Consider the following 19,903-nt stretch of genomic DNA (forward strand, 5'->3'; position numbering starts at 1 on the left):
CGGCCCCGCGCCACCTCCCTACGCAACTCTTAAAGACTTGCGGGCTCTGGGGCCTCCCGATGCCGCGTCTATTTAAGAGTTGCGCCAGGAAAGAGGGTGGGGTCAGGGGGTGGGGGGTGGGGTCAGGGGGCGCCAGGCGAGGGGGGTGGAGAGGATGAGGGTGCTGGAGGGGCGGCCGTGGGGGGCCAGCCGGTCGATGAGGGCTTCGAAGGCGTCCATCGAGGTCGCGGCGACCTTGAGGACGCTGCAGGCGTCGCCGGTGATGCGGTGGATCTCCAGGATCTCCGGCCACTCGGGCACCGCCGGGTCGCGCAGCACGCAGCCCGCGCCGTAGCAGGACATCTGGATCAGCGCGACGACCGGCCGCCCGGCCGCGGTCAGGTCCACGTGTGCCCGGTAGCCGACGATCACGCCGGATTCCTCCAGCCGCCGTACCCGTTCGGCGACCGCCGGCGGGGACAGGTGCACCCGCCGGGACAGCTCGCTGAAGGACAGCCGAGCATCGTCCTGCAGCTCGCGCAGCAGCGCCCAATCCATGTCGTCCACGACGCGCTTTCCCTTCGTAAACGAAACGCCCCTACCCCAGTATGAACGTTAAGCCGATCGCCCCGAGCGCCGTTGATTCGGCATTCCATCTCGGCCCCCAACGGAGACATCATGACGTTGACCAGAGCACCTGGAGGAACGCGTGACCGCTCCATCGACGACGACCGACGCCGTACGCCCGGCGACCGCGCAGGAACGCGCCGAGCGCGCCGAGGCCAACGGCGGTGAGCCGACCCTGGAGTTCGCCCAGCGCACGCCGTATGACGCCTACGTGCACGCGAGCACCCTGCACACGCTGCAGCAGACGCTGAGCAAGGACCCGGGCGAGATGTCCTTCCTCATGATCAGTCAGGTGATGGAGCTGTACTTCGGCCTGGTGCGCTTCGAGCTGCGGGAGACCCAGCGGCTGCTGGCCGAGGACGACGTGTACGGCGCGCTCGCCCCGCTGCGCCGCACCGCGCTGCACCTGGACGGGCTCAACGCGGCCTGGCACACGCTGCACTGGATGACCCCGGCCGACTTCAACCGGTTCCGCAACCTGCTCGGCGAGGGTTCGGGCTTCCAGTCGGCGATGTACCGGCATCTGGAGTTCCTGCTCGGCCTGAAGACGGCGTCGCTGGTCCGCCCGTTCCAGCGCCAGGACGAGGTGTACCACGACCTGCTGGCGACCCTGCACGGCACGAGCGTGTGGGACGACGTGATCGCGCTGCTGTCCCGCCAGGGCTTCGACATCCCTGCTGACCTGCTGACCCGCGACTTCGCGACCGAACACGAGGCCCACCCGGCCGTCGAGGCGGCCTGGGTGCGGATCTACGGTGACGAGAGCCCGGACAACCACCTGCGCCTGCTCGGCGAGGCGCTGACCGACGTCGCCGAGCGCTTCGACGACTGGCGCTACAAGCACCTCAAGGCCGTGGCGCGCACCATGGGCGCGAAGGTCGGCAGCGGCGGCTCCAACGGCTACGCCTGGCTCCAGCGCAGCATGTCCCGCACCGTCTTCCCGGAACTCTGGACCGCCCGCACCGCCATGTAAGCGCTGATCATGAACTTATGGCACGGGTCGACGGCGTGTCGGTGCCATAACCTCATGATCAGGACATCTGACGAGACACAGCGAGAGCAGCATGACGTTCACTGAAGAAGACGCCCGGCTTCGGGACCAGGCCGATCCCGGCCATCGAGACCTGTTCCGGGTTCCACCGGCGGAGGGCGGGGTGTACGAGCAGACCGCCTACATGGCGGGGAATTCGCTCGGGTTGCCGCCCCGGGCCACCCGGGACGAGCTGCTGGCCGACCTCGACGCCTGGGCGCAGCTCGGGGTGGAGGGGCATCTGGAGGCGGCCCGGCCGTGGCTGCCGTACCACGAGCTGCTGACCGAGCAGGCTGCCCGCCTGGTCGGGGCGCTGCCCGCGGAGGCCGTGGTGATGAACTCGCTGACGGTCAACCTGCACCTGCTGATGGTGTCCTTCTACCGTCCGGCGGGCGCGCGCACCCGCATCGTGATCGAGGACGCGGCGTTCCCGTCCGACAGCTACGCGGTGCGCAGCCAGGCCCGCTTCCACGGCCTGGACCCCGACACCACCGTGGTACGCCTGCGCCCGCGCACCGGCGAGGACACCCTGCGCACCGAGGACGTGCTGGCGTTCCTGCGCGACGAGGGCGACACGGTCGCCCTGGTCATGCTCGGCGGGGTCAACTTCCTCACCGGTGAGCTGATGGACATCCCGGCGATCACGGAGGCGGGCCGGGCCGCGGGCGCGGTCGTCGGCTGGGACCTCGCGCACGCGGCGGGCAACGTGCCGCTGCGGCTGCACGAGTGGGACGTCGACTTCGCGGCCTGGTGCTCGTACAAGTACCTGAACTCCGGCCCCGGCGCGCTGGGCGGCGTCTTCGTGCACGAGCGTCACCTCGGCGACCCCGAGCTGCCCCGCTTCGAGGGCTGGTGGAGCACCGAGGCGTCGACGCGGTTCGAGATGACGCCGACCTCCCGCCCGCCGGCCACGGTCGAGGCGTGGCAGATCTCCAACCCGCCGATCTTCGCGATGGGCCCGGTGCGCACGTCGCTCGACCTGTTCGACAAGGTCGGCATGGACACGCTGCGCGAGCGCAGCATGCGGCTGACCGCATACCTGGAGAGCCTGCTCGACGAGGTGCTGCCGGGACGGCCGCTGGCCCAGGTGACGCCGCGCGACCCGCAGCGGCGCGGCTGTCAGCTGTCCGTGCGGACCACCGAGCTGGGCGCGAACGAGCTGGCCCGGCGGCTGCGCCACGAGCACGGCGTGATCGCCGACGCGCGCCAGCCCGACATCGTGCGCTTCGCGCCGGTGCCGCTGTACTCGACCTATCACGACTGCTGGCGGGTCGCCCAGGCGCTCGCCGCGATCTTCCCGCACGGCGAGGAGAAGGCATGACGCACGAGAAGAAGGTCGCCGTCGTCGGCGCGGGGCTGGCGGGCAGTCTGCTGGCCTGCTACCTGGCGCGCCGGGGCTACCCGGTGACGATGTACGAGCGCCGCCCGGACCCGCGTACCGGCAAGGTCGAGCGCGGGCGTTCGATCAACCTGGCGCTGTCCGAGCGCGGCCTGGACGCGCTGCGCCGCATCGACCTGGACCGCTCGGTGATGGCCGACGCGCTGCCGATGCGCGGCCGGATGATCCACCCGGTCGAGGGCGAGCCGGGCTTCCAGCCCTACAGCAGCGACGGCGAGCGGGCGATCAACTCGATCAGCCGCGGCGCGCTGAACAACGCCCTGCTGGAGGCGGCGACCGCACTGCCGAACGTGACGGCGTTCTTCGACCACCGCCTGGTCGGGCTGGACCCGAAGACCGGCGAGATGCGCTTCGACACCCCGCAGGGCGCGGTCGAGGCGCAGGCCGACGTGGTCATCGGCGCCGACGGCTTCAGCTCGGCGGTACGCGGGCAGCTCCTGGCCCACACCGGCCTGACCGAGAGCCTGGACTTCCTGGAGCACGGCTACAAGGAGCTGACCATCCCGGCCCGCGACGGCGAGTTCGCGATGGACCCGGGTGCGCTGCACATCTGGCCGCGCGGCGCGTCGATGATGATCGCGCTGCCTAACCCGGACCGCTCCTTCACCTGCACCCTGTTCTGGCCGACCGGCGGCACCGACGCGTTCGCGTCGCTGAGCAGCCCGGCCGCGATCGAGCAGCACTTCGCGCGGGTGTACCCGGACGTGATCGCGCTGGCCCCGAACCTGGTCGACGACTACCTGTACAACCCGGTGGGTGTGCTGGGCACGGTCCGGTGCAGCCCGTGGCACGCCTACGGCCGGGTGGGTCTGCTCGGCGACGCCGCGCACGCCATCGTGCCGTTCTACGGCCAGGGCGCGAACTGCGCCTTCGAGGACGTCGTCGAGCTGGATCGCATCCTGGACGAGACCGGCGACGACTGGGACCGGGCGCTGCCCGAGTTCGAGGCGCGCCGCCGGGAGAACACCGAGGCGATCGCGCAGATGGCGCTGGAGAACTTCGTGGAGATGCGCGACAAGGTCGCCTCCCCGGTGTTCCAGGCGCAGAAGAAGGTGGAGCACGCGCTGGAGCGGGCGCTGCCCGGCCGGTACGTCTCCCGCTACGAGCTGGTGTCGTTCTCGACCACGCCATATGCCAAGGTCCAGCAGCGGGTGCGCCGCCAGCAGCGGCTGCTCGCCGCGGCGGCGGGTGCGGCGGCGCTGGCCGTGGGGGCGCTGGCCGCGTTCGCCTTCCGGAAGGGCACGGGCCGATGAACTGGGATCCGATCCTGATGACCGGCCGCCCGGCGGGTGAGCCGGGTCTGCTGCGCAACTTCGTCGGCGGGGAGTTCGTCGCGACGGGCAAGACGTTCGCGAAGGTGTCGCCGGTGACCGGCGAGAAGGTCTTCGACGTCGCCGAGGCGGACGCGTCCACCGTGGACGCGGCCGTCACCGCCGCCCGCAGGGCCCTGCACGGGCCGTGGGGGCGGATGAGCGAGGGCGAGCGCGCGGCAGTGCTGCGCCGGGTCGCCGACGAGCTGGAACGGCGCTTCGACGACCTGGTCACGGCCGAGGTCGCGGACACCGGCAAGAGCATCTCGCAGGCGCGTACCCTCGACATCCCGCGCGGCGCGGCCAACTTCCGGGCCTTCGCCGACATCGTGGCGACGACCCCCACCGAATCGTTCATGACCACGACGGCGGCCGGGGGCCGCGCCCTGAACTATGCGGTACGCAAGCCCGTCGGCGTGGTCGCGGTCATCGTGCCCTGGAACCTGCCGCTGCTGCTGCTCACCTGGAAACTCGCCCCGGCTCTGGCCTGCGGAAACGCTGTCATTGTGAAGCCGTCGGAGGAGACCCCGTCGTCGGCCACGCTGCTGGCCGAGGTGATGGCCGCCGCAGGTGTGCCCGAGGGCGTCTTCAACCTGGTCCACGGCTTCGGCCCGGACTCGGCCGGCGAGTTCCTGACCAGGCACCCGGGCGTGGACGCGATCACGTTCACCGGCGAGTCGGCCACCGGCAGCGCGATCATGCGCGCCGCGGCCGATGGCGTGAAAGCGGTCTCGTTCGAGCTGGGCGGCAAGAACGCCGGGCTGGTCTTCCCGGATGCCGACCTGGACGCGGCGGTGGCCGGCTCGGTGCGGTCCAGCTTCACCAACGGCGGCCAGGTGTGCCTGTGCACCGAGCGCCTGTACGTGCACCGCTCGGTCTTCGACGAGTTCGCCGACCGGCTCGCCAAGCAGGCAGCCGAGCTGGCCTTCGGCTGGCCGCACGAGGAGGCGACGGTGAACATGCCGCTGATCTCGCGGCAGCACCGGGACAAGGTGCTCGGCTACTACGACCTGGCCCGCGCCGAGGGCGCGACGGTGCTGGCCGGCGGCGGGGTGCCCAGCTTCGGCGACGCGCGGGACGGCGGCGCGTACGTGCAGCCGACCGTGCTGACCGGGCTGGCCCAGGACGCGCGGGTCAACCGCGAGGAGATCTTCGGGCCGGTGTGCAGCCTCCTGCCGTTCGACGACGAGGACGAGGCGTACGCGCTGGCCAACGACAGCGTGTACGGCCTGGCGAGCACGGTGTGGACGCGGGACGTGGGCCGGGCGCACCGGGCCGGGTCGCGCCTGGACGCCGGGCTGGTCTGGGTGAACACCTGGTTCCTGCGCGACCTGCGCACCCCGTTCGGCGGGGTGAAGGCCTCGGGGGTGGGCCGCGAGGGCGGCGTGCACTCGCTGGCCTTCTACTCGGAACTGACCAACGTATGCGTGGACCTGTCGTGAGCGACATCGCCACGACCCGAGAGGTGAGCATGAGTATCGGCAAGGAGACCCTCGGCGAGGCGGTGCGGCTGCTGCGCGAGGCGCAGGAGACCCGTACGCCGTGCGCCCCGCTGCGCGAGCGGCTGCTGCCGGCCGGGGACGTGGCTTCGGCGTACGCGGTGCAGCGGGCCATGACCGAGCAGGCCGTCGCGGCCGGACGGCGCATCGTCGGGGCGAAGATCGGCCTGACCAACCCGGCGGTGCAGCGGCAGCTCGGCGTCGACCAGCCCGACTTCGGGGTGCTGTTCGCCGACATGGCCGCCTTCGACGGGGCCGAGGTCGACGTGACCCGGATCCTGCAGCCCAAGGTCGAGGCGGAGGTCGCCTTCGTGCTCGGCCGGGACCTGCCGTACGAGCAGGTCACGGTGGCCGACGTGGTCCGCGCGACCGACCACCTGCTGCCCGCGATCGAGATCGTCGGCTCGCGCATCGCGAACTGGGACATCTCCATCGTGGACACGGTGGCCGACAACGCCTCCAGCGCCATGTTCGTGCTGGGCAACCGGCCGGTCGCGCTGCCCGACGTGGACCTGCGCCTGTGCGGCATGGTGCTGGAGCACGAGGGTGAGCCGGTGTCCGTCGGCGCGGGCGCGGCCTGCCTGGGCAACCCCCTGCACGCCGTCGCCTGGCTGGCCCAGACCATGGCCGCCGCGGGCACCCCGCTGCGCGCCGGTGACGTGATCCTGTCCGGCGCCCTGGGGCCGATGGTCCCGGTGACACCGGGCGCTGTTTATGAGGCTCGCATCTCCGGCCTCGGCTCGGTCCGCACCCGCTTCTCCGGCCTGGCCGGGTGAGGCGCGTGGCTCCCGCAACCCGCCTCCGGGCGGCAGACCCGGCTCGGCCCGGCGCGGCAGATCAGTTGATCATGAAGTTGTGGTCACGTTACGCCGCCGACCCGTGCCATAAGTTCATGATCAACCAAGAAAAGCGGTGGGTGCGGTGAAGGCCGGAGTGGCGGTGATCGGGTCGGGGAACATCGGGACCGATCTGATGATCAAGGTGTTGCGGCTGAGCGAGTCGCTGCGCATGGTGGCGATGGTGGGGATCGACCCGGAGTCGGACGGGCTGGCGCGGGCCGCGCGGCTTGGCGTGGCGACCACCGCCGCCGGTGTGGACGGGCTGGTGGCGATGCCGGAGTTCGCCGAGGTGGACGTGGTGTTCGACGCCACGTCGGCCGGGGCGCATCGGCGCAACGACGAGGTGCTGCGTAAGCACGGCAAGATCGTGATCGATCTGACCCCGGCGGCGATCGGGCCGTACGTCGTGCCCACGGTCAACCTGGACGAGCACCTGGACCAGTCCAACGTCAACATGGTGACCTGCGGCGGCCAGGCGACGGTGCCGATCGTCGCGGCGGTCGACGCGGTGACGCCGGTGGCGTACGGCGAGATCGTCGCGTCCATCGCGTCGCGCTCGGCGGGCCCCGGCACCCGGGCCAACATCGACGAGTTCACCGAGACCACGGCGCGGGCCATCGAGGTCGTCGGCGGCGCGGCGCGCGGCAAGGCGATCATCGTGCTGAACCCGGCCGAGCCGCCGCTGCTCATGCGCGACACCGTGTACTGCCTGTGCGCGGACGCCGGGGCCGACCGGGCCGCGATCGAGGCGTCGATCGAGGACATGGTCAAGCAGGTGCAGGGTTACGTGCCCGGCTACCGGCTCAAGCAGAAGGTGCAGTTCGACGAGGTCACCGTGCCGATGCTGGCCGGACCCGCGCTGCAGGTGTCGGTGTTCCTGGAGGTCTCCGGGGCGGGGCACTACCTGCCGGAGTACGCCGGGAACCTGGACATCATGACCTCGGCCGCGCTGCGCACCGCGGAGCGCCTGGTCGAGAAGCGGCGCGGCGTGAGCATGGAGTTGGCGGCATGACGGAGATCTACGTACAGGACGTGACCCTGCGCGACGGCATGCACGCCATCGGGCACCGGTACACCGTCGACCAGGTGCGGCAGATCGCCGCGGCGCTGGACGCGGCGGGCGTGGCCGCGATCGAGGTGGCGCACGGCGACGGCCTGGCCGGGTCGAGCGTCAACTACGGCCACGGCGCGGCCACCGACGCCGAGTGGATCGCCGCGGCGGCCGAGGTGATGACCCGGTCGAAGCTGACCACGCTGCTGCTGCCCGGCATCGGCACCATCGCCGACCTGAAGGCCGCCCGCGACCTCGGGGTGACCAGCGTGCGCATCGCCACGCACTGCACCGAGGCCGACATCTCCGCCCAGCACATCGGCTGGGCGCGGGACAACGGCATGGACGTGGCCGGCTTCCTGATGATGTCGCACATGAACGACCCGGCGGGCCTGGCCGAGCAGGCCAAACTCATGGAGTCGTACGGCGCGCACTGCGTATACGTCACCGACTCCGGCGGCCGGCTGCTGATGCGTGACGTCGCCGAGCGGGTCGACGCCTACCGGCAGGTGCTGGACGAGACCACGCAGGTCGGCATCCACGCCCACCACAACCTGTCGCTCGGCGTCGCCAACAGCGTGATCGCCGTCGAGCACGGCGACCGCCCCGGCGTGCCGGTGCGTGTCGACGCGAGCCTGGCGGGCATGGGCGCGGGCGCGGGCAACGCGCCGCTGGAGGTGTTCGTGGCCACCGCGGAGCTGATGGGCTGGCAGCACGGCTGCGACGTGTTCGCGCTGATGGACGCGGCCGACGACATCGTGCGGCCGCTGCAGGACCGGCCGGTGCAGGTCGACCGGGAGACGCTGTCGCTCGGCTACGCGGGCGTCTACTCCAGCTTCCTGCGCCACGCCGAGCGCGCCTCGGCGAAGTACGGCGTGGACGTGCGCTCGATCCTGGTCGAGCTGGGCCGCCGCCGCATGGTCGGCGGCCAGGAGGACATGATCGTGGACGTGGCCCTGGACCTGGTCCAGGCGGCGGAGGGAACCAAGTGAGCATCTCCGAGATGGCCGTGCTGCTGGACGACGCGGCGGTCGACGCCACCGCGATCCCGCAGCTCACATTGAGCCACGAGCTGGACGTCGACGGGGCGTACGCGGTCCAGGAGGCGCTCATCGCGCGCCGTCTCGACCGGGGCCAGCGCCTGGTCGGCGTCAAGATGGGGCTGACCAGCCGGGCCAAGATGGCGCAGGTCGGCGTGCACGAGGTGATCTGGGGACGGCTCACCGACGCGATGGCCGTGCCCGACGGCGGGGAGCTGAGCCTGGACGGGTTCATCCACCCGCGGGTCGAGCCGGAGATCGCGTTCCTGCTGGGCGAGAACGGCATCGCCGCGGTCGCCCCGGCGCTGGAGATCATCGACTCCCGGTACGCGGACTTCCAGTTCACCCACCCCGACGTGGTCGCCGACAACACCTCCGGCGCGGCCTTCGTGATCGGCGCGTGGCAGCCGATGCCGGCCGGGGTGGACAACCTCGGCGTGCTGCTGGAGGTCGACGGCAAGGTGGTCCAGGCGGGCTCGACCGCGGCGATCCTCGGCGACCCGCGCCGCGCCCTGACCGAGGGCCGCGCCCTGACCGCCCGCCACGGCCTCGCCCTGGAGCCCGGCTGGGTCTTCCTCGCCGGCGCGGCCACCGCCGCCGTCCCGCTCACCCCCGGCGCCCACGTCCGCGCCGTCGTCGAGACCATCGGCACCGCCTCCCTGAAGGTGTCACGATGACCCCCCGCCCGGGTCGCACCGCCACGGGCGGCGGAGGCTGGTGCAGTTTCGGGGAAAGTGACGGAATCGAGCCGTCGATTCCCGCAGTTTCCCCGAAACTGCAGACCGGCCGAGCCGGACGCGGCGAGGAGAGGGCATGACCGGGGCGAAGACGGTCGCGGGCAAGGCGACGCCGCGGGGGCGGTTTCCGCACGTCAAGGTCGCGGGCGGGTTCGTGTTCGTCAGTGGCACGTCCAGTCGGCGGCCGGACAACACGATCGCCGGGGCGCAGGTCGACGCGATGGGCACGACCAGCCTCGACATCCGCGAGCAGACCCGGGCGGTGATCGAGAACATCGGCGACATCCTGCGCTCGGTCGGCGCCGACCTGTCCGACCTCGTCCAGGTCACCACGTATCTGGTCAACATGAACGACTTCGGTGGGTACAACGAGGTGTACGGCGAGTACTTCGACGCCACCGGGCCCACCCGCACCACGGTCGCGGTGCACCAGCTCCCGCACCCGCACCTGCTGATCGAGATCCAGGCTGTCGCACTGCTGCCCGAAGGAGGACCGAAGTGACGGAGATTTCCGAGCCGGTGAGCTTCCCCGGCTGGATCGACGAGAACCAGCACCTGCTCAAGCCGCCGGTCGGCAACAAGCAGATGTTCCCCACCGGCGACGACTTCATCGTGATGGTGGTCGGCGGCCCGAACCAGCGCACCGACTTCCACGTGGACCCGTACGAGGAGTTCTTCTACCAGATCAAGGGCACCCTGCGGATCAACCTGATGACGCCGGACGGCCCGCGGACCATCACGGTGCCCGAGGGGCACATGTGGATGCTGCCCCGGCTCACCCCGCACTCGCCGCAGCGCGAGGCCGGCTCGATCGGCCTGGTCATGGAGCGGGTCCGCGAGGAGGGCACGCTGGAGAAGTTCCGCTGGTACTGCCCGAACTGCGCGAACGTCGTGCACGAGGTGGAGCTGCAGGTGCGCGACATCGTCGCCGACCTGCCCCCGGTCTTCACCGCGTTCTACGACAGCGAGCAGGCCCGCACCTGCGCCAAGTGCGGCACGCTGCACCCGGGCAAGGGCTGATGGCCCCCGTCGTCGACGTGCACACCCACGTCGTGCCGCAGGGCTGGCCGGAGCTGTCGTCGGCGTGCGGCGGCGACGACTGGCCCTGGCTGCGGGTCGACTCCGAACGCGCCGCCATGATCATGATCGGGGAGACCGAGTTCCGCCCGATCGGCGCGCAGTGCTGGGACGCGCCGACCCGGCTGTCCGACATGGCCGACGACGGCGTGGACGTCCAGGTCGTGTCCCCGACGCCGGTGTTCTTCTCCTATGAGCGCCCCGCCGACCAGGCGATGAAGGTGGCCCGCATCTTCAACGACCTGGCCCTGGAGGTCTGCGCCGCGGGCGGCGACCGGCTGGTGCCGTTCTGCCAGGTGCCGCTGCAGGACCCGGACCTCGCCTGCGCCGAACTGGACCGCAGCCTGGCCAACGGGCACGTCGGCGTCGAGATCGGCAACCACGTCGGCGACCGCGACCTCGACGACGCGGGCATCGTGCAGTTCCTGCAGCACTGCGCGCAGGTCGGGGTGCCGGTGTTCGTGCACCCCTGGGACATGCCGACCGGGCCGCGCCTGGACCGGTGGATGGCCCGCTGGCTCACCGGCATGCCCGCCGAGACCCACCTGTCGGTGCTGTCGATGATCCTCGGCGGGGTGTTCGACCAGGTCCCGGAGACGCTGCGGCTGTGCTTCGCGCACGGCGGCGGCAGCTTCCCGTTCTGGCTGGGCCGGGCCGACAACGCCTGGCACCGGCGCGGCGACGTGGTACGCGGGCAGTCCGCGCTGCCGCCCAGCCACTACACGCACCGCTTCTCCGTCGACACCGTGGTGTTCGACCCGGCCGCGTTGCGGCTGCTGGTGGACACGATGGGGGAGGACCGGGTGCTGCTGGGCAGCGACTACCCGTACCCGCTGGGCGAGCGCCCGGTCGGGGCGGTGGTGCGCAAGTCCGACTTCCTCACCGACGCCCAGCGCGCCAAGCTGCTCGGCGGCAACGCGCTGGCCTTCCTGGGGAGGGCCGCATGAGCGAACGCGCCGGCGGCGGCCGCAGCGAGGAGGAGGCGTGAGCGAGGACCGTTCCGTGCTCACCCGCGAGGCGGTCGCCCCGGATCTCGCCCTGCGCTACGGTCCGCGGCCCGAACACGTCGCCGACGCCTGGTGCGGCGACGCGCGGGCCGCCGCCCGGCCGCTGGTCGTGATCGTGCACGGCGGTTTCTGGCGGCCGGAGTATGACCGTGCCCACACCCGCCCGATGGCCGCCGCGATCCGCGACGCGGGCTGGACGGTGGTGTCCGTCGAGTACCGCCGCGAGCCCGGCGATCCGGACGCGACAGTCCGCGACGTCGCCGACGCGCTCGCCGTCATACCTGGTGAGCTGGGCGGACACGACGGGAGGGTGATCACCGTCGGGCATTCGGCGGGCGGTCACCTGGTGCTGTGGGCGGCGATCGCCGCCCCGGCGCCGCAGCAGGCCGGTACGCTGGCCCTGGCGCCGGTGGCAGACCTGCGACTGGCCCAGCGGCTGGAACTCGACGGCGGCGCGGTCGTCGATTTCCTGGGCGCGGACGCATCGACCCGCGAGGATCTCGATCCGGCCCGGCTGCCCGCACCCGCGGACCCGACGGTGCTGGTCCACGGGGTGTCGGACGCGATCGTGCCGATCGCCGTGGCCGAGTCGTACGCCGCCGGGCAGCCCGGCAGCAGGCTCGTCGCGGTGCCCGGCGCGGCCCATTTCGGGGTCATCGACCCGCTGTCGGCGGCCTGGCCGACGGTGCTCGCCGAGCTGTCGCGGCTGGGTGACTGAGACGGCACGCGACCACCCCTGAGCAGGTGGCCGCGTCCGCTCCGCTAGCGTTGAGACGTTCATTCGAACCGAGCCGGGGGGCTTCCACGGTGTCCACGCCAGATCTACCCGATCTGCTGATCTACGCAGGCATCCCGCTCGCGGTGATCGCGATCATCTTTGCACTGGTCTATGCGGCCGGCGGCCGCAACGCCAAGCGGTACCGGCCCGGCCGGCCGTACGAGTTCGCGCCGGTGTGGTTCCTCGCCCGGCCCGAATCGGACGGACCGGAGGCGCAGCACGCGGCGCTGGACGCGGCCGCTCGCGCGGAGCTGACCGCGGCCGGCGACATCACGCCGGTCGTGGACGTGACAGGGGGCGCAAGTGACCGCTGGTGACCACTACGCCGTGTCCAGCACGGCGGTGCTCGACGGGCCGTTCACGACCCGTCAGCTGCTGCGGCTCGACGACGCGCTGCGCAAGGCCGACGAGAACACCGGCCTGACCTTCAGCGTGTACGTCGGCGAGGTCGACGAGCCGGTGCGCGAGGGGGCCGAGCTGCTGCACGCCCGCCTGGCACACCCGGCGGAGTCGGTGCTCATCGCCGTCGCGCCGGGCCAGCGCCAGCTGGAGATCGTCACCGGGTCGCAGGCCCGCAAGCGTCTGTCGGACCGCGACTGCAAGCTGGCCGCGCTGTCCATGGCGGCCTCGTTCGGCGGCGGCGACCTGGCCGGCGGCCTGGTCAGCGGCCTCGCCCAGCTCACCGGTCTGGCCGGCAAGTCCTGACGGCAGGCACGGAAAAGGGGCCGGACGCGATGCGTCCGGCCCCTTTCGCTTCCGCTCAGGAGGCCGCGGCGTCCTTGGCGCGGGCCTTCATGGCACGCAGCACCCGGTCGTTGCCCTCGGCCATGAGCCGGCGCAGCGGGCCGGGGTGGCCCTCCTCGGCCAGCCACGCCTCCGCCGCGGACACGGTCTGCGGGGACACGTCGAGCACCGGGTAGGCGAGCACCACGAACTCCTGGGCCGGTTCGCTGTCCCGGGCCGCCCACACGCCCGCCACCTCGGCGAAGAACCGCGGCGTGTACGGCGCGGTCAGCTCCGCCTGAGCCGAGTGCTGGAAGCCCTGGATCAGCGCCCGGTTGCGCCAGTTCGGCAGCGCCGTCGGGCCGGTCAGCTCGGCCCACACCGCGGCCTTGTTCGCAGGCGTCGGGATCAGCGCGTACGCGAGCGCGGCGCCCATGTCGCCGGAGGCGGTCCGGTCGGCGTCGTGCTCGGCCTGGATGATCGACGGGTCGACGCCGCCGTTGGCGACCAGGCACTGCACCAGCTGCCAGCGCAGCTCGCCGGCGATGGTGATGCCGTCGGGCACCCCGGTGCCGGTGAGCCAGCCCTGCAGCGTGGCCAGGTCGTTGCTGCCGCGGGCCGCGCTGATGAAGGCCCGCGTCCAGGCGAGCTGGAAGCCGCTGCCGGGCTCGGCGACGGCCAGCGCGGCCTTGGCGGTGTCGGCCAGCTTCGCCCAGCCCGTCGGCGCCCAGGCCGGGTCGGCGTACTGGGTGAGCACGAGCTGGACCTGGCGCAGCGTGGCGGTGACCAGGTTGATGTCGCGCTCGCCCGGCAGGGCGTTGGTGACCAGGGCCACGTAGTCGCGGGCGGCCATCTCCGCGTCGCGGACCATGTCCCATGCGGCGGCCCAGCACAGCGCCCGCGCCAGCGACGAGTCGAACCCGCTCAGGTTGCCGACCACCGTCGCCAGCGAGCGCTCGTCCAGGCGCAGCTTGGTGTAGGTGAGGTCGTCGTCGTTGAGCAGCAGCACGTCCGCGGCCTTGCGGCCCGCCAGCTCCGCGAGCACCGTCTCCGCGCCGGCGACGTCGGTCTCGATCCGCTCGCGGCGCACCAGTGCGCCGTCCACGAGGTCGTACAGGCCGACGGCGAGGTGGTGCGGGCGCAGCGTCGGGTGGCTCTCCGGCGCGGTCTGCAGCACGGTGACCTGCCGGTACGTGCCGTCCTTGGCGATCTCCACGACCGGGCGCAGCGTGTTGACCTGGGCGGTCTCCAGCCAGGCCGCGGCGAACTCGCGAAGCTCGCGGCCGGAGGCCGCCTCCAGCGCCGAGAGCAGGTCGCCGAAGGTGGCGTTGCCCCAGGCGTGCTGCTTGAAGTAGGAGCGCAGGCCGGTGACGAACGCGTCGATGCCGACGTACGCCACGAGCTGCTTGATCACGCTGGCGCCCTTGGCGTACGTGATGCCGTCGAAGTTGACCTCGACCGCGTCCACGTCGGGCATGTCGCAGTAGACCGGGTGCGTGCTGGAGAGCTGGTCCTGGCCGTAGCCCCAGTTCTTGCGCAGTGACAGGAACGTGGTCCAGGCGTCGGAGAAGCGGGTCGCCTCGGCGTTGCACCAGTGCGACGCCCACTCGGCGAACGACTCGTTCAGCCACAGGTCGTCCCACCAGCGCATGGTGACCAGGTCACCGAACCACATGTGGGCCAGCTCGTGCAGGATCGTGTTGGCCCGCTGCTCGCGCTCGAAGTCGGTGACCTCGCTGCGGAAGATGTAGGACGCGTCGGCGTGGGTGACGCAGCCGAAGTTCTCCATCGCGCCCGCGTTGAACTCGGGCACCCACAGCTGGTCGTACTTGGGCAGCGGGTAGCGCACGCCGAACTGCGCCTGGAAGAAGTCGAAGCCCTGCTTGGTGATCTCGAACAGCTCGTCGGGCTCCAGGTACTCGGCCATCGAGGCGCGGCAGTACACGCCCAGGTCGATGCCGTCGTGCGTGGTCCGCACCTCGTGGTACGGCCCGGCGCACAGCGCGGTGACGTACGTCGACATGCGCGCCGACTGCTCGAAGTGGACGGTCTTGCCGAAGCCCTCGGTGGTGACCGACGCGACGGGCGCGTTGGAGACGACCTTCCAGTGCTTGGGAACCACGGCGTGCCAGGTGTAGACCGACTTCAGGTCGGGCTGGTCGAAGCACGCGAAGACCTTCTGCGCGTCCGCGGTCTCGAACTGGCTGTAGAGGTAGACCTCCTTGTCCGCCGGGTCGACCGCGCGGTGCAGGCCCTGACCCTGCTGCGAGAACGGGTAGTCCGCCTCGACCACGAGCGTGTTCTGCCCGGCCAGCTCCGGCAGCACCAGGCCGGTCTCGGCCGTCCAGGCGCTGGTGTCCAGCGCGACGCCGTTCAGCTCGGCCCGAGCGATCTTGCTCGCGGCGACCTCGATGAAGGTGCCCGCACCCGGCTGCGCGGCGGTGAACTTCACCGTCGTCACGCTGCGGAACGTGCCGTCGCCGGGGTTGCCGGCCCCGTCGGTGAGGTCCAGCGAGATGTCGTACGAGTTGACGTCCAGCAACCGAGCCCTGTCGGCGGCCTCGGCCTGGGAGAGATTGCGCGTACCGGTCACGGCGTGTTAACTCCTGTCGGCTGCGGTCGTGAGCAGCATGGAGGGCAGTGTCGCTGCCCAGAGCAGTCTTTCATCACGTCCCGGGTGAGGGCGCGAAGTAACTGTTTCACATTGTGTCTTAGGGGCGTGGCTAAGGTCACGCGCCGGAGTGAAACCGCCGCGTCATGATTCACCACATGACCCCTGTTGGTGAAACCCCCTCCTCGGTCGGCATGTGGTTCGACCCGATCTGCCCCTGGGCGTGGATGACCTCACGCTGGCTGCTGGAGGTCGAGCAGGTCCGCCCGGTGCGGGTGGACTTCCACGTGATGAGCCTGTCCGTGCTCAACCAGGGCCGCGACGTGCCGGAGCAGTACCAGCGGCTGATGGAGCGCGGCTGGGGTCCGGTGCGGGTGTGCATCGCGGCCGCCCGCAAGTACGGCGACCACGTGCTGCGCGACCTCTACACCGCCCTGGGCACCCGCATCCACCTGGGCAAGCAGGAGCTGGGCCCGGAGCTGTACGCCGCCGCCCTCACCGACGCCGGGCTAGACCCCGCGCTGGCCGCGGCCGCGGACGAGACCGTGCACGACGACCTGCTCGTGGAGAGTCACAACGCGGGCATGAAGCCGGTCGGCACCGACGTGGGCACCCCCGTGATCCACACGGACGGCCCGGACGGCGAGCGCATCGCGTTCTTCGGCCCCGTCGTGACGCCCGCCCCCAAGGGCGAGGCCGCGGGACGGCTCTGGGACGGCGTGCTGCTGGTGGCCGGGATCCCCGGCTTCTACGAGCTCAAGCGCAGCCGCGAGCTCGGTCCGATCTTCGACTGAGGTCCGGCCGACCGGCCTACCGCGCAGGGGCGACCTTTTCCGCGCGCCCGCTCGTTGGTGAGGTGGACCACTTTCACCACTTCACCGACGAGTCGGGAGAACAGATCATGGCGGACGTCGCCGCGGACCCCTGGCGCCTGGACGCACCCGCCCAGGCCGTCACGGACAGCCTGGGCACCTCCTGCTTCACCGTCGAGGAGAGCAGGTGGGCGACCTGGCAGCCGAACCTGCCCGCCGAGATCGCCGCTTTCCTCGCCGAGCCGGTCCTGGTCGGCGCCTCGCCCGCCGGCTTCGGAGTCACCCGGCGCCGCTGAGCGCGCAGCCACGCCACGCCGCCGTCCACCTTCCGGGGCCATCCCGTCCCAGCCGGTGGACGGCGGTAGCGTGAGCAGCCGTGACAGTCGTACACCCGATCCACACGGCCTGGCTCACCACGGGAGCCACCGGCGCGCAGAACTACGACGAGTTCGCCGACGACGCCGAGATCACCGAGATCATCACCGCCAACCCGCGTAGCGCGCTCGCCGTCGAGATGCCGCACCGGGCCCCGGACAGCCTGGGCAAGTCCTTCGCCGACGCGCTGCCCGACGCGGTGGCGCGGCTGACGCAGGCCAAGGACGCCGGGGCGTACCGCGCCGAGCAGGACGTGGTGGTGCTCTACGCGATCACCGCCCCCGACGGCTCGGCCGCATACGGCCTCTGGTGCATGGTCGACACCGACCAGATCTCCACCAGCGCCGACGAGCCGGGCCTGGTCATCCGCAACGAGGACGTCTTCCTGGAGAAGGTGCGCGAGCGCGTGGCGCTCGCCCAGGCGCTGGGCCACCTGCTGTCGCCGGTGCTGCTGCTGCAGACCGGCCGCGGCGACGAGCTGCACGCGGCGCTCGCCGACGCGGTCGCCCAGGCGGGCGAACCGGCCGCGACCGACGTGGACCCGTCGGGGCGTACCCACGCGATCTGGCCGCTGCCCGCGGGCCCGCAGGCGGACGCGCTGGTCGCGCTGGCCGGCGGCGGCGACCTGGTCGTCGCCGACGGCAACCACCGCAGCCTGGCCGCGCAGACCGGCGGCTTCGCGCGTTTCCTGGCCGTGGTGACCACCCCGGCCTCGGTGGCGATCCAGCCCTACAACCGCCTCGTGCACAAACTCGACGTCACCGTCGAGGAGCTGCTGACCCGGCTGGAGAAGGCCGGCGCGCAGGTCGCCGAGGGCACCCCGGACGTGCCCGCCACCGGCGGCGTCATCCACCTGTACGCGGCCGGCCGCTCCTACGCGGTCACCCTGCCCCGCGACCCCGCCGGGTCCGTGGTGGACAACATCGACCACGCTCTGGTCGAGCGGGTGCTGTTCGGCGAGGCGCTGGACACCGAGCCCGGCGACAAGCGCATCACCTACGTCGGCGGCGACTACCCGGCCTCCTGGCTCACCGCCGAGGTCGACGCGGGCCGGTCCGCCCTCGCGGTGCTGATCGCCCCCGTCACCGTCGACGACTTCGTCGCGGTGAACCTGGCCCGGCAGAAGATGCCCCGCAAGAGCACCTGGTTCACCCCCAAAGCCCGCGCCGGCCTGGTCGTAGCCCAGCTCCCGTAACAACAGGCCGAAGGAAGGGCACCTTCTTATCGCTTTGCGATGTAGAAGGTGCCCTTCTTAACGGGCCGGTGCGGTCGAGCAGCGGCGTCGGGTCGGGGCGCGCGCTTCATGATCGTCCGATTTGCCGGGCACCTGTGCGTATCTTGAAAATCTGTTCGCCCAGTTGCCTGGCAAGTCGAAAGACCTTGGTGCGGACCCCGCTCCGCTTGGGCGAGGCGGGGATCGGGTCCGCTGCACGGCGGCCGGGTCCGGCTGGCAGACTTTGACCATGCGCGTTTACCTCGCGGCGGACCACGCCGGTTTCGAACTGAAAGCCCACCTGGTCACCGAACTGCAGGCCAAGGGATACGACGTGGTCGACGTCGGCGCGCACGCCTATGACGCCGAGGACGACTACCCCTCGTTCTGCCTGCATGCCGGGCACCGGGTGGTCGCCGACCCGGGCAGCCTCGGCGTGGTGATCGGCGGGTCCGGCAACGGCGAGCAGATCGCCGCCAACAAGATCGCGGGCGTACGCGCCGCGCTGGCCTGGAACATCGACACGGCCACCCTGAGCCGCCAGCACAACGACGCCAACGTCGTCGGCATCGGCGCGCGCCAGCACTCGCTGGAAGAGGCCACCGCGATCGTGGAGGCGTTCCTCAGCACCCCGTTCTCGCAGGCCGAGCGGCACGCCCGGCGCATCGACGAGGTCGCCGTCTACGAGAAGACCGGCGAGCTTCCCCCGCTGCCGAACTGACGGATTCCTGACTGATCCGGGGCGATTCCGGCGGCGTCAGCGCAGCGGGTCCCGCGGCACCCAGCCACGGCGGACGATCTCCAGCTCGGCCTCGGCGCGGGCCAGATCCTCCGCCGTGGGCCGGGCCGCGTCGCGCGCCCGCATCGCCGCGGACAGGCTGATCTGCGACGCACCGGGACCGATCAGACCGCGCAGACCCCGTTCGAGGTCGTGGTCGTCATCGTCGTCGGAGCGGCCACGATGCCTACGGCGCTCGTATTCCTGCATCCCGCCAGGCTAGTCGTTCGACGGGGGCGGCCGCGATACTCGGCTGGCGGTGTCGTGCCAGGCGGCTAGCATGTCGGGCGTGACTGAGGGGACCGATCCGACGCAGGAACTGCGCTTCGACCGTACGCAGGAGATCCCGACCGAGGCGTTGCAGACCCAGCAGCCCGCGCCGGGGCAGAAGGACTACAAGACGGGTGTGGCCGCCGTGCCCGCCCAGCGCCAGGTGGAGCAGACCGTCTCCTTCGAGCCGACGCTCATGCCTGGGCAGATCGTCACCTCCGGCCACCTCAAGCGCCCGGATGTGCCGTTCGGTGTGCGCATGCGCCAGCTGAAGGCGGGCGGCCGGTGGAGCGTCGCCGGCGCGATCTTCCTGCTGGTCTCCTGGGGCCTGTGGGCGGCCTCGGCGGGCGCGGACAGCGACCACGGCACGGCCACCCTGGCCCTGTTCCTGATCTTCGTGGTCGGGGCCGGCCTGTTCGCGCTGTCCCGGCTCGTCGGCGGGGTGGTGCTGGAGAAGATCATGGGCCGGACCCGGCGCACCGCCTGGCTGTCCCACGCCGTGATCGGCATCTTCCTGGTCGTGGCCGGCATCCAGTACCTGCGCTCCATCGACTGGGTCGTCGACGCCTGGAACTTCCTGCGCGGGGTGCGCTGACCCGCGTTCCGCGTCCTCGGGGCGCGTGCCGCGCCCTTGAAGATCGCCGTTTGAGGTCAGGATCCGTGGTTCGACCGTGGATCCCGACCTCGAACGGCGATCTTCGCGTTTGCTGGATGGCGCGAATCGGTGTGAACTAGGGTGAATCGGCCC

At 71.5% G+C, this 19,903-nt stretch carries 22 protein-coding genes; 19 read left to right on the forward strand and 3 right to left on the reverse strand.

Going from position 1 to position 19,903, the window contains the following annotated elements; translation table 11 throughout:
• Positions 1–102: 102 nt before the first annotated feature.
• On the reverse strand, positions 103–546 hold the full coding sequence (locus tag F6W97_RS09980) for an Lrp/AsnC family transcriptional regulator (RefSeq protein ID WP_155369916.1): 444 nt from the start codon (positions 544–546) through the stop codon (positions 103–105).
• A 142-nt stretch (positions 547–688) separates the two neighbouring features.
• On the opposite strand from F6W97_RS09980, the gene F6W97_RS09985 reads away from it, so the two are divergent.
• From F6W97_RS09985 to F6W97_RS10050, 14 genes are all read left to right on the forward strand, one after another.
• Positions 689–1,579 carry a tryptophan 2,3-dioxygenase gene (locus tag F6W97_RS09985; RefSeq protein WP_155369917.1) on the forward strand — a complete coding sequence of 297 codons (891 nt, stop codon included), beginning with the start codon at positions 689–691 and terminating at the stop codon, positions 1,577–1,579.
• Between the two features lie 91 nt (positions 1,580–1,670).
• Positions 1,671–2,957 carry a kynureninase gene (gene kynU, locus F6W97_RS09990; RefSeq protein ID WP_155369918.1) on the forward strand — a complete coding sequence of 429 codons (1,287 nt, stop codon included), beginning with the start codon at positions 1,671–1,673 and terminating at the stop codon, positions 2,955–2,957.
• Positions 2,954–4,288: an FAD-dependent oxidoreductase gene (locus F6W97_RS09995; protein WP_155369919.1), complete on the forward strand. Its 1,335-nt coding sequence runs from the start codon at positions 2,954–2,956 to the stop codon at positions 4,286–4,288. The genes kynU and F6W97_RS09995 overlap by 4 nt, the downstream gene beginning before the upstream one ends.
• Positions 4,285–5,787, forward strand: coding sequence for a 2-hydroxymuconic semialdehyde dehydrogenase (locus tag F6W97_RS10000; RefSeq protein ID WP_230686539.1), 1,503 nt, complete (start codon positions 4,285–4,287; stop codon positions 5,785–5,787). Before F6W97_RS09995 ends, F6W97_RS10000 begins: the two co-directional genes overlap by 4 nt.
• A gap of 29 nt (positions 5,788–5,816) precedes the next feature.
• On the forward strand, positions 5,817–6,620 hold the full coding sequence (locus tag F6W97_RS10005) for a 2-keto-4-pentenoate hydratase (RefSeq protein ID WP_155369920.1): 804 nt from the start codon (positions 5,817–5,819) through the stop codon (positions 6,618–6,620).
• Positions 6,621–6,765: 145 nt separating this feature from the next.
• Positions 6,766–7,695 carry an acetaldehyde dehydrogenase (acetylating) gene (locus F6W97_RS10010; RefSeq protein WP_155369921.1) on the forward strand — a complete coding sequence of 310 codons (930 nt, stop codon included), beginning with the start codon at positions 6,766–6,768 and terminating at the stop codon, positions 7,693–7,695.
• Positions 7,692–8,726, forward strand: a complete 1,035-nt coding sequence (gene dmpG / locus F6W97_RS10015; RefSeq protein WP_155369922.1) for a 4-hydroxy-2-oxovalerate aldolase — start codon at positions 7,692–7,694, stop codon at positions 8,724–8,726. The genes F6W97_RS10010 and dmpG overlap by 4 nt, the downstream gene beginning before the upstream one ends.
• A gap of 11 nt (positions 8,727–8,737) precedes the next feature.
• Positions 8,738–9,451 (forward strand): 2-keto-4-pentenoate hydratase, encoded by a 714-nt coding sequence (locus F6W97_RS10020; protein ID WP_155369978.1) that lies wholly within the window; start codon positions 8,738–8,740, stop codon positions 9,449–9,451.
• A 136-nt stretch (positions 9,452–9,587) separates the two neighbouring features.
• The gene (locus tag F6W97_RS10025) at positions 9,588–10,013 is read left to right on the forward strand and encodes a RidA family protein (RefSeq protein WP_155369923.1); all 426 of its coding nucleotides are present in this window, start codon (positions 9,588–9,590) and stop codon (positions 10,011–10,013) included.
• Positions 10,010–10,531, forward strand: coding sequence for a 3-hydroxyanthranilate 3,4-dioxygenase (locus F6W97_RS10030; protein ID WP_155369924.1), 522 nt, complete (start codon positions 10,010–10,012; stop codon positions 10,529–10,531). Before F6W97_RS10025 ends, F6W97_RS10030 begins: the two co-directional genes overlap by 4 nt.
• Positions 10,528–11,535, forward strand: a complete 1,008-nt coding sequence (locus F6W97_RS10035) for an amidohydrolase family protein (protein WP_196279057.1) — start codon at positions 10,528–10,530, stop codon at positions 11,533–11,535. Before F6W97_RS10030 ends, F6W97_RS10035 begins: the two co-directional genes overlap by 4 nt.
• Positions 11,536–11,572: 37 nt before the next feature.
• A complete protein-coding gene (locus tag F6W97_RS10040; protein WP_155369926.1) occupies positions 11,573–12,313 on the forward strand; it encodes an alpha/beta hydrolase in 741 nt (246 codons plus the stop codon).
• Between the two features lie 89 nt (positions 12,314–12,402).
• A complete protein-coding gene (ctaJ, locus tag F6W97_RS10045) occupies positions 12,403–12,690 on the forward strand; it encodes an aa3-type cytochrome oxidase subunit CtaJ (protein WP_230686540.1) in 288 nt (95 codons plus the stop codon).
• Positions 12,677–13,078, forward strand: a complete 402-nt coding sequence (locus tag F6W97_RS10050; protein ID WP_155369927.1) for a DUF5130 family protein — start codon at positions 12,677–12,679, stop codon at positions 13,076–13,078. The genes ctaJ and F6W97_RS10050 overlap by 14 nt, the downstream gene beginning before the upstream one ends.
• Before the next feature lie 55 nt (positions 13,079–13,133).
• On the opposite strand, the gene pepN is transcribed toward F6W97_RS10050, so the two are convergent.
• Entirely contained in the window at positions 13,134–15,689 is a 2,556-nt protein-coding gene (gene pepN, locus F6W97_RS10055; protein ID WP_155369928.1) for an aminopeptidase N, read from the reverse strand.
• Positions 15,690–15,865: 176 nt separating this feature from the next.
• Between pepN and F6W97_RS10060 the strand changes: the two genes are divergently transcribed.
• The 4 genes from F6W97_RS10060 to F6W97_RS10075 all read left to right on the forward strand — a co-directional run bounded on the left by F6W97_RS10060 (position 15,866) and on the right by F6W97_RS10075 (position 18,828).
• Positions 15,866–16,501 (forward strand): mycothiol-dependent nitroreductase Rv2466c family protein, encoded by a 636-nt coding sequence (locus tag F6W97_RS10060; RefSeq protein ID WP_155369929.1) that lies wholly within the window; start codon positions 15,866–15,868, stop codon positions 16,499–16,501.
• Positions 16,502–16,563: 62 nt separating this feature from the next.
• Positions 16,564–16,815, forward strand: coding sequence for a hypothetical protein (locus F6W97_RS10065; RefSeq protein ID WP_155369930.1), 252 nt, complete (start codon positions 16,564–16,566; stop codon positions 16,813–16,815).
• Positions 16,816–16,895: 80 nt separating this feature from the next.
• On the forward strand, positions 16,896–18,089 hold the full coding sequence (locus tag F6W97_RS10070) for a DUF1015 family protein (RefSeq protein ID WP_155369931.1): 1,194 nt from the start codon (positions 16,896–16,898) through the stop codon (positions 18,087–18,089).
• A gap of 268 nt (positions 18,090–18,357) precedes the next feature.
• On the forward strand, positions 18,358–18,828 hold the full coding sequence (locus tag F6W97_RS10075; protein ID WP_155369932.1) for a ribose-5-phosphate isomerase: 471 nt from the start codon (positions 18,358–18,360) through the stop codon (positions 18,826–18,828).
• A gap of 36 nt (positions 18,829–18,864) precedes the next feature.
• Here the strand turns inward: F6W97_RS10075 and F6W97_RS10080 are convergent, their stop codons facing one another.
• The gene (locus F6W97_RS10080) at positions 18,865–19,095 is read right to left on the reverse strand and encodes a hypothetical protein (protein WP_155369933.1); all 231 of its coding nucleotides are present in this window, start codon (positions 19,093–19,095) and stop codon (positions 18,865–18,867) included.
• Between the two features lie 79 nt (positions 19,096–19,174).
• On the opposite strand from F6W97_RS10080, the gene F6W97_RS10085 reads away from it, so the two are divergent.
• The gene (locus F6W97_RS10085) at positions 19,175–19,750 is read left to right on the forward strand and encodes a hypothetical protein (protein ID WP_155369934.1); all 576 of its coding nucleotides are present in this window, start codon (positions 19,175–19,177) and stop codon (positions 19,748–19,750) included.
• Positions 19,751–19,903 lie beyond the last annotated feature (153 nt).

The organism is Catellatospora vulcania, assembly GCF_009720385.1.
In the GTDB taxonomy this organism is placed as follows: domain Bacteria; phylum Actinomycetota; class Actinomycetes; order Mycobacteriales; family Micromonosporaceae; genus Catellatospora; species Catellatospora vulcania.

Excerpts from the sequence above, each read along its gene's own strand:
- F6W97_RS10025 (WP_155369923.1), top strand. The coding sequence starts at position 9,588 with ATGACCGGGGCGAAGACGGTCGCGGGCAAGGCGACGCCGCGGGGGCGG.
- F6W97_RS09995 (WP_155369919.1), top strand. The coding sequence starts at position 2,954 with ATGACGCACGAGAAGAAGGTCGCCGTCGTCGGCGCGGGGCTGGCGGGC.
- F6W97_RS10080 (WP_155369933.1), bottom strand. The coding sequence starts at position 19,095 with ATGCAGGAATACGAGCGCCGTAGGCATCGTGGCCGCTCCGACGACGAT.
- F6W97_RS10020 (WP_155369978.1), top strand. The coding sequence starts at position 8,738 with ATGGCCGTGCTGCTGGACGACGCGGCGGTCGACGCCACCGCGATCCCG.
- F6W97_RS10075 (WP_155369932.1), top strand. The coding sequence starts at position 18,358 with ATGCGCGTTTACCTCGCGGCGGACCACGCCGGTTTCGAACTGAAAGCC.
- F6W97_RS10060 (WP_155369929.1), top strand. The coding sequence starts at position 15,866 with ATGACCCCTGTTGGTGAAACCCCCTCCTCGGTCGGCATGTGGTTCGAC.
- F6W97_RS10005 (WP_155369920.1), top strand. The coding sequence starts at position 5,817 with ATGAGTATCGGCAAGGAGACCCTCGGCGAGGCGGTGCGGCTGCTGCGC.
- dmpG (WP_155369922.1), top strand. The coding sequence starts at position 7,692 with ATGACGGAGATCTACGTACAGGACGTGACCCTGCGCGACGGCATGCAC.
- F6W97_RS10000 (WP_230686539.1), top strand. The coding sequence starts at position 4,285 with ATGAACTGGGATCCGATCCTGATGACCGGCCGCCCGGCGGGTGAGCCG.
- kynU (WP_155369918.1), top strand. The coding sequence starts at position 1,671 with ATGACGTTCACTGAAGAAGACGCCCGGCTTCGGGACCAGGCCGATCCC.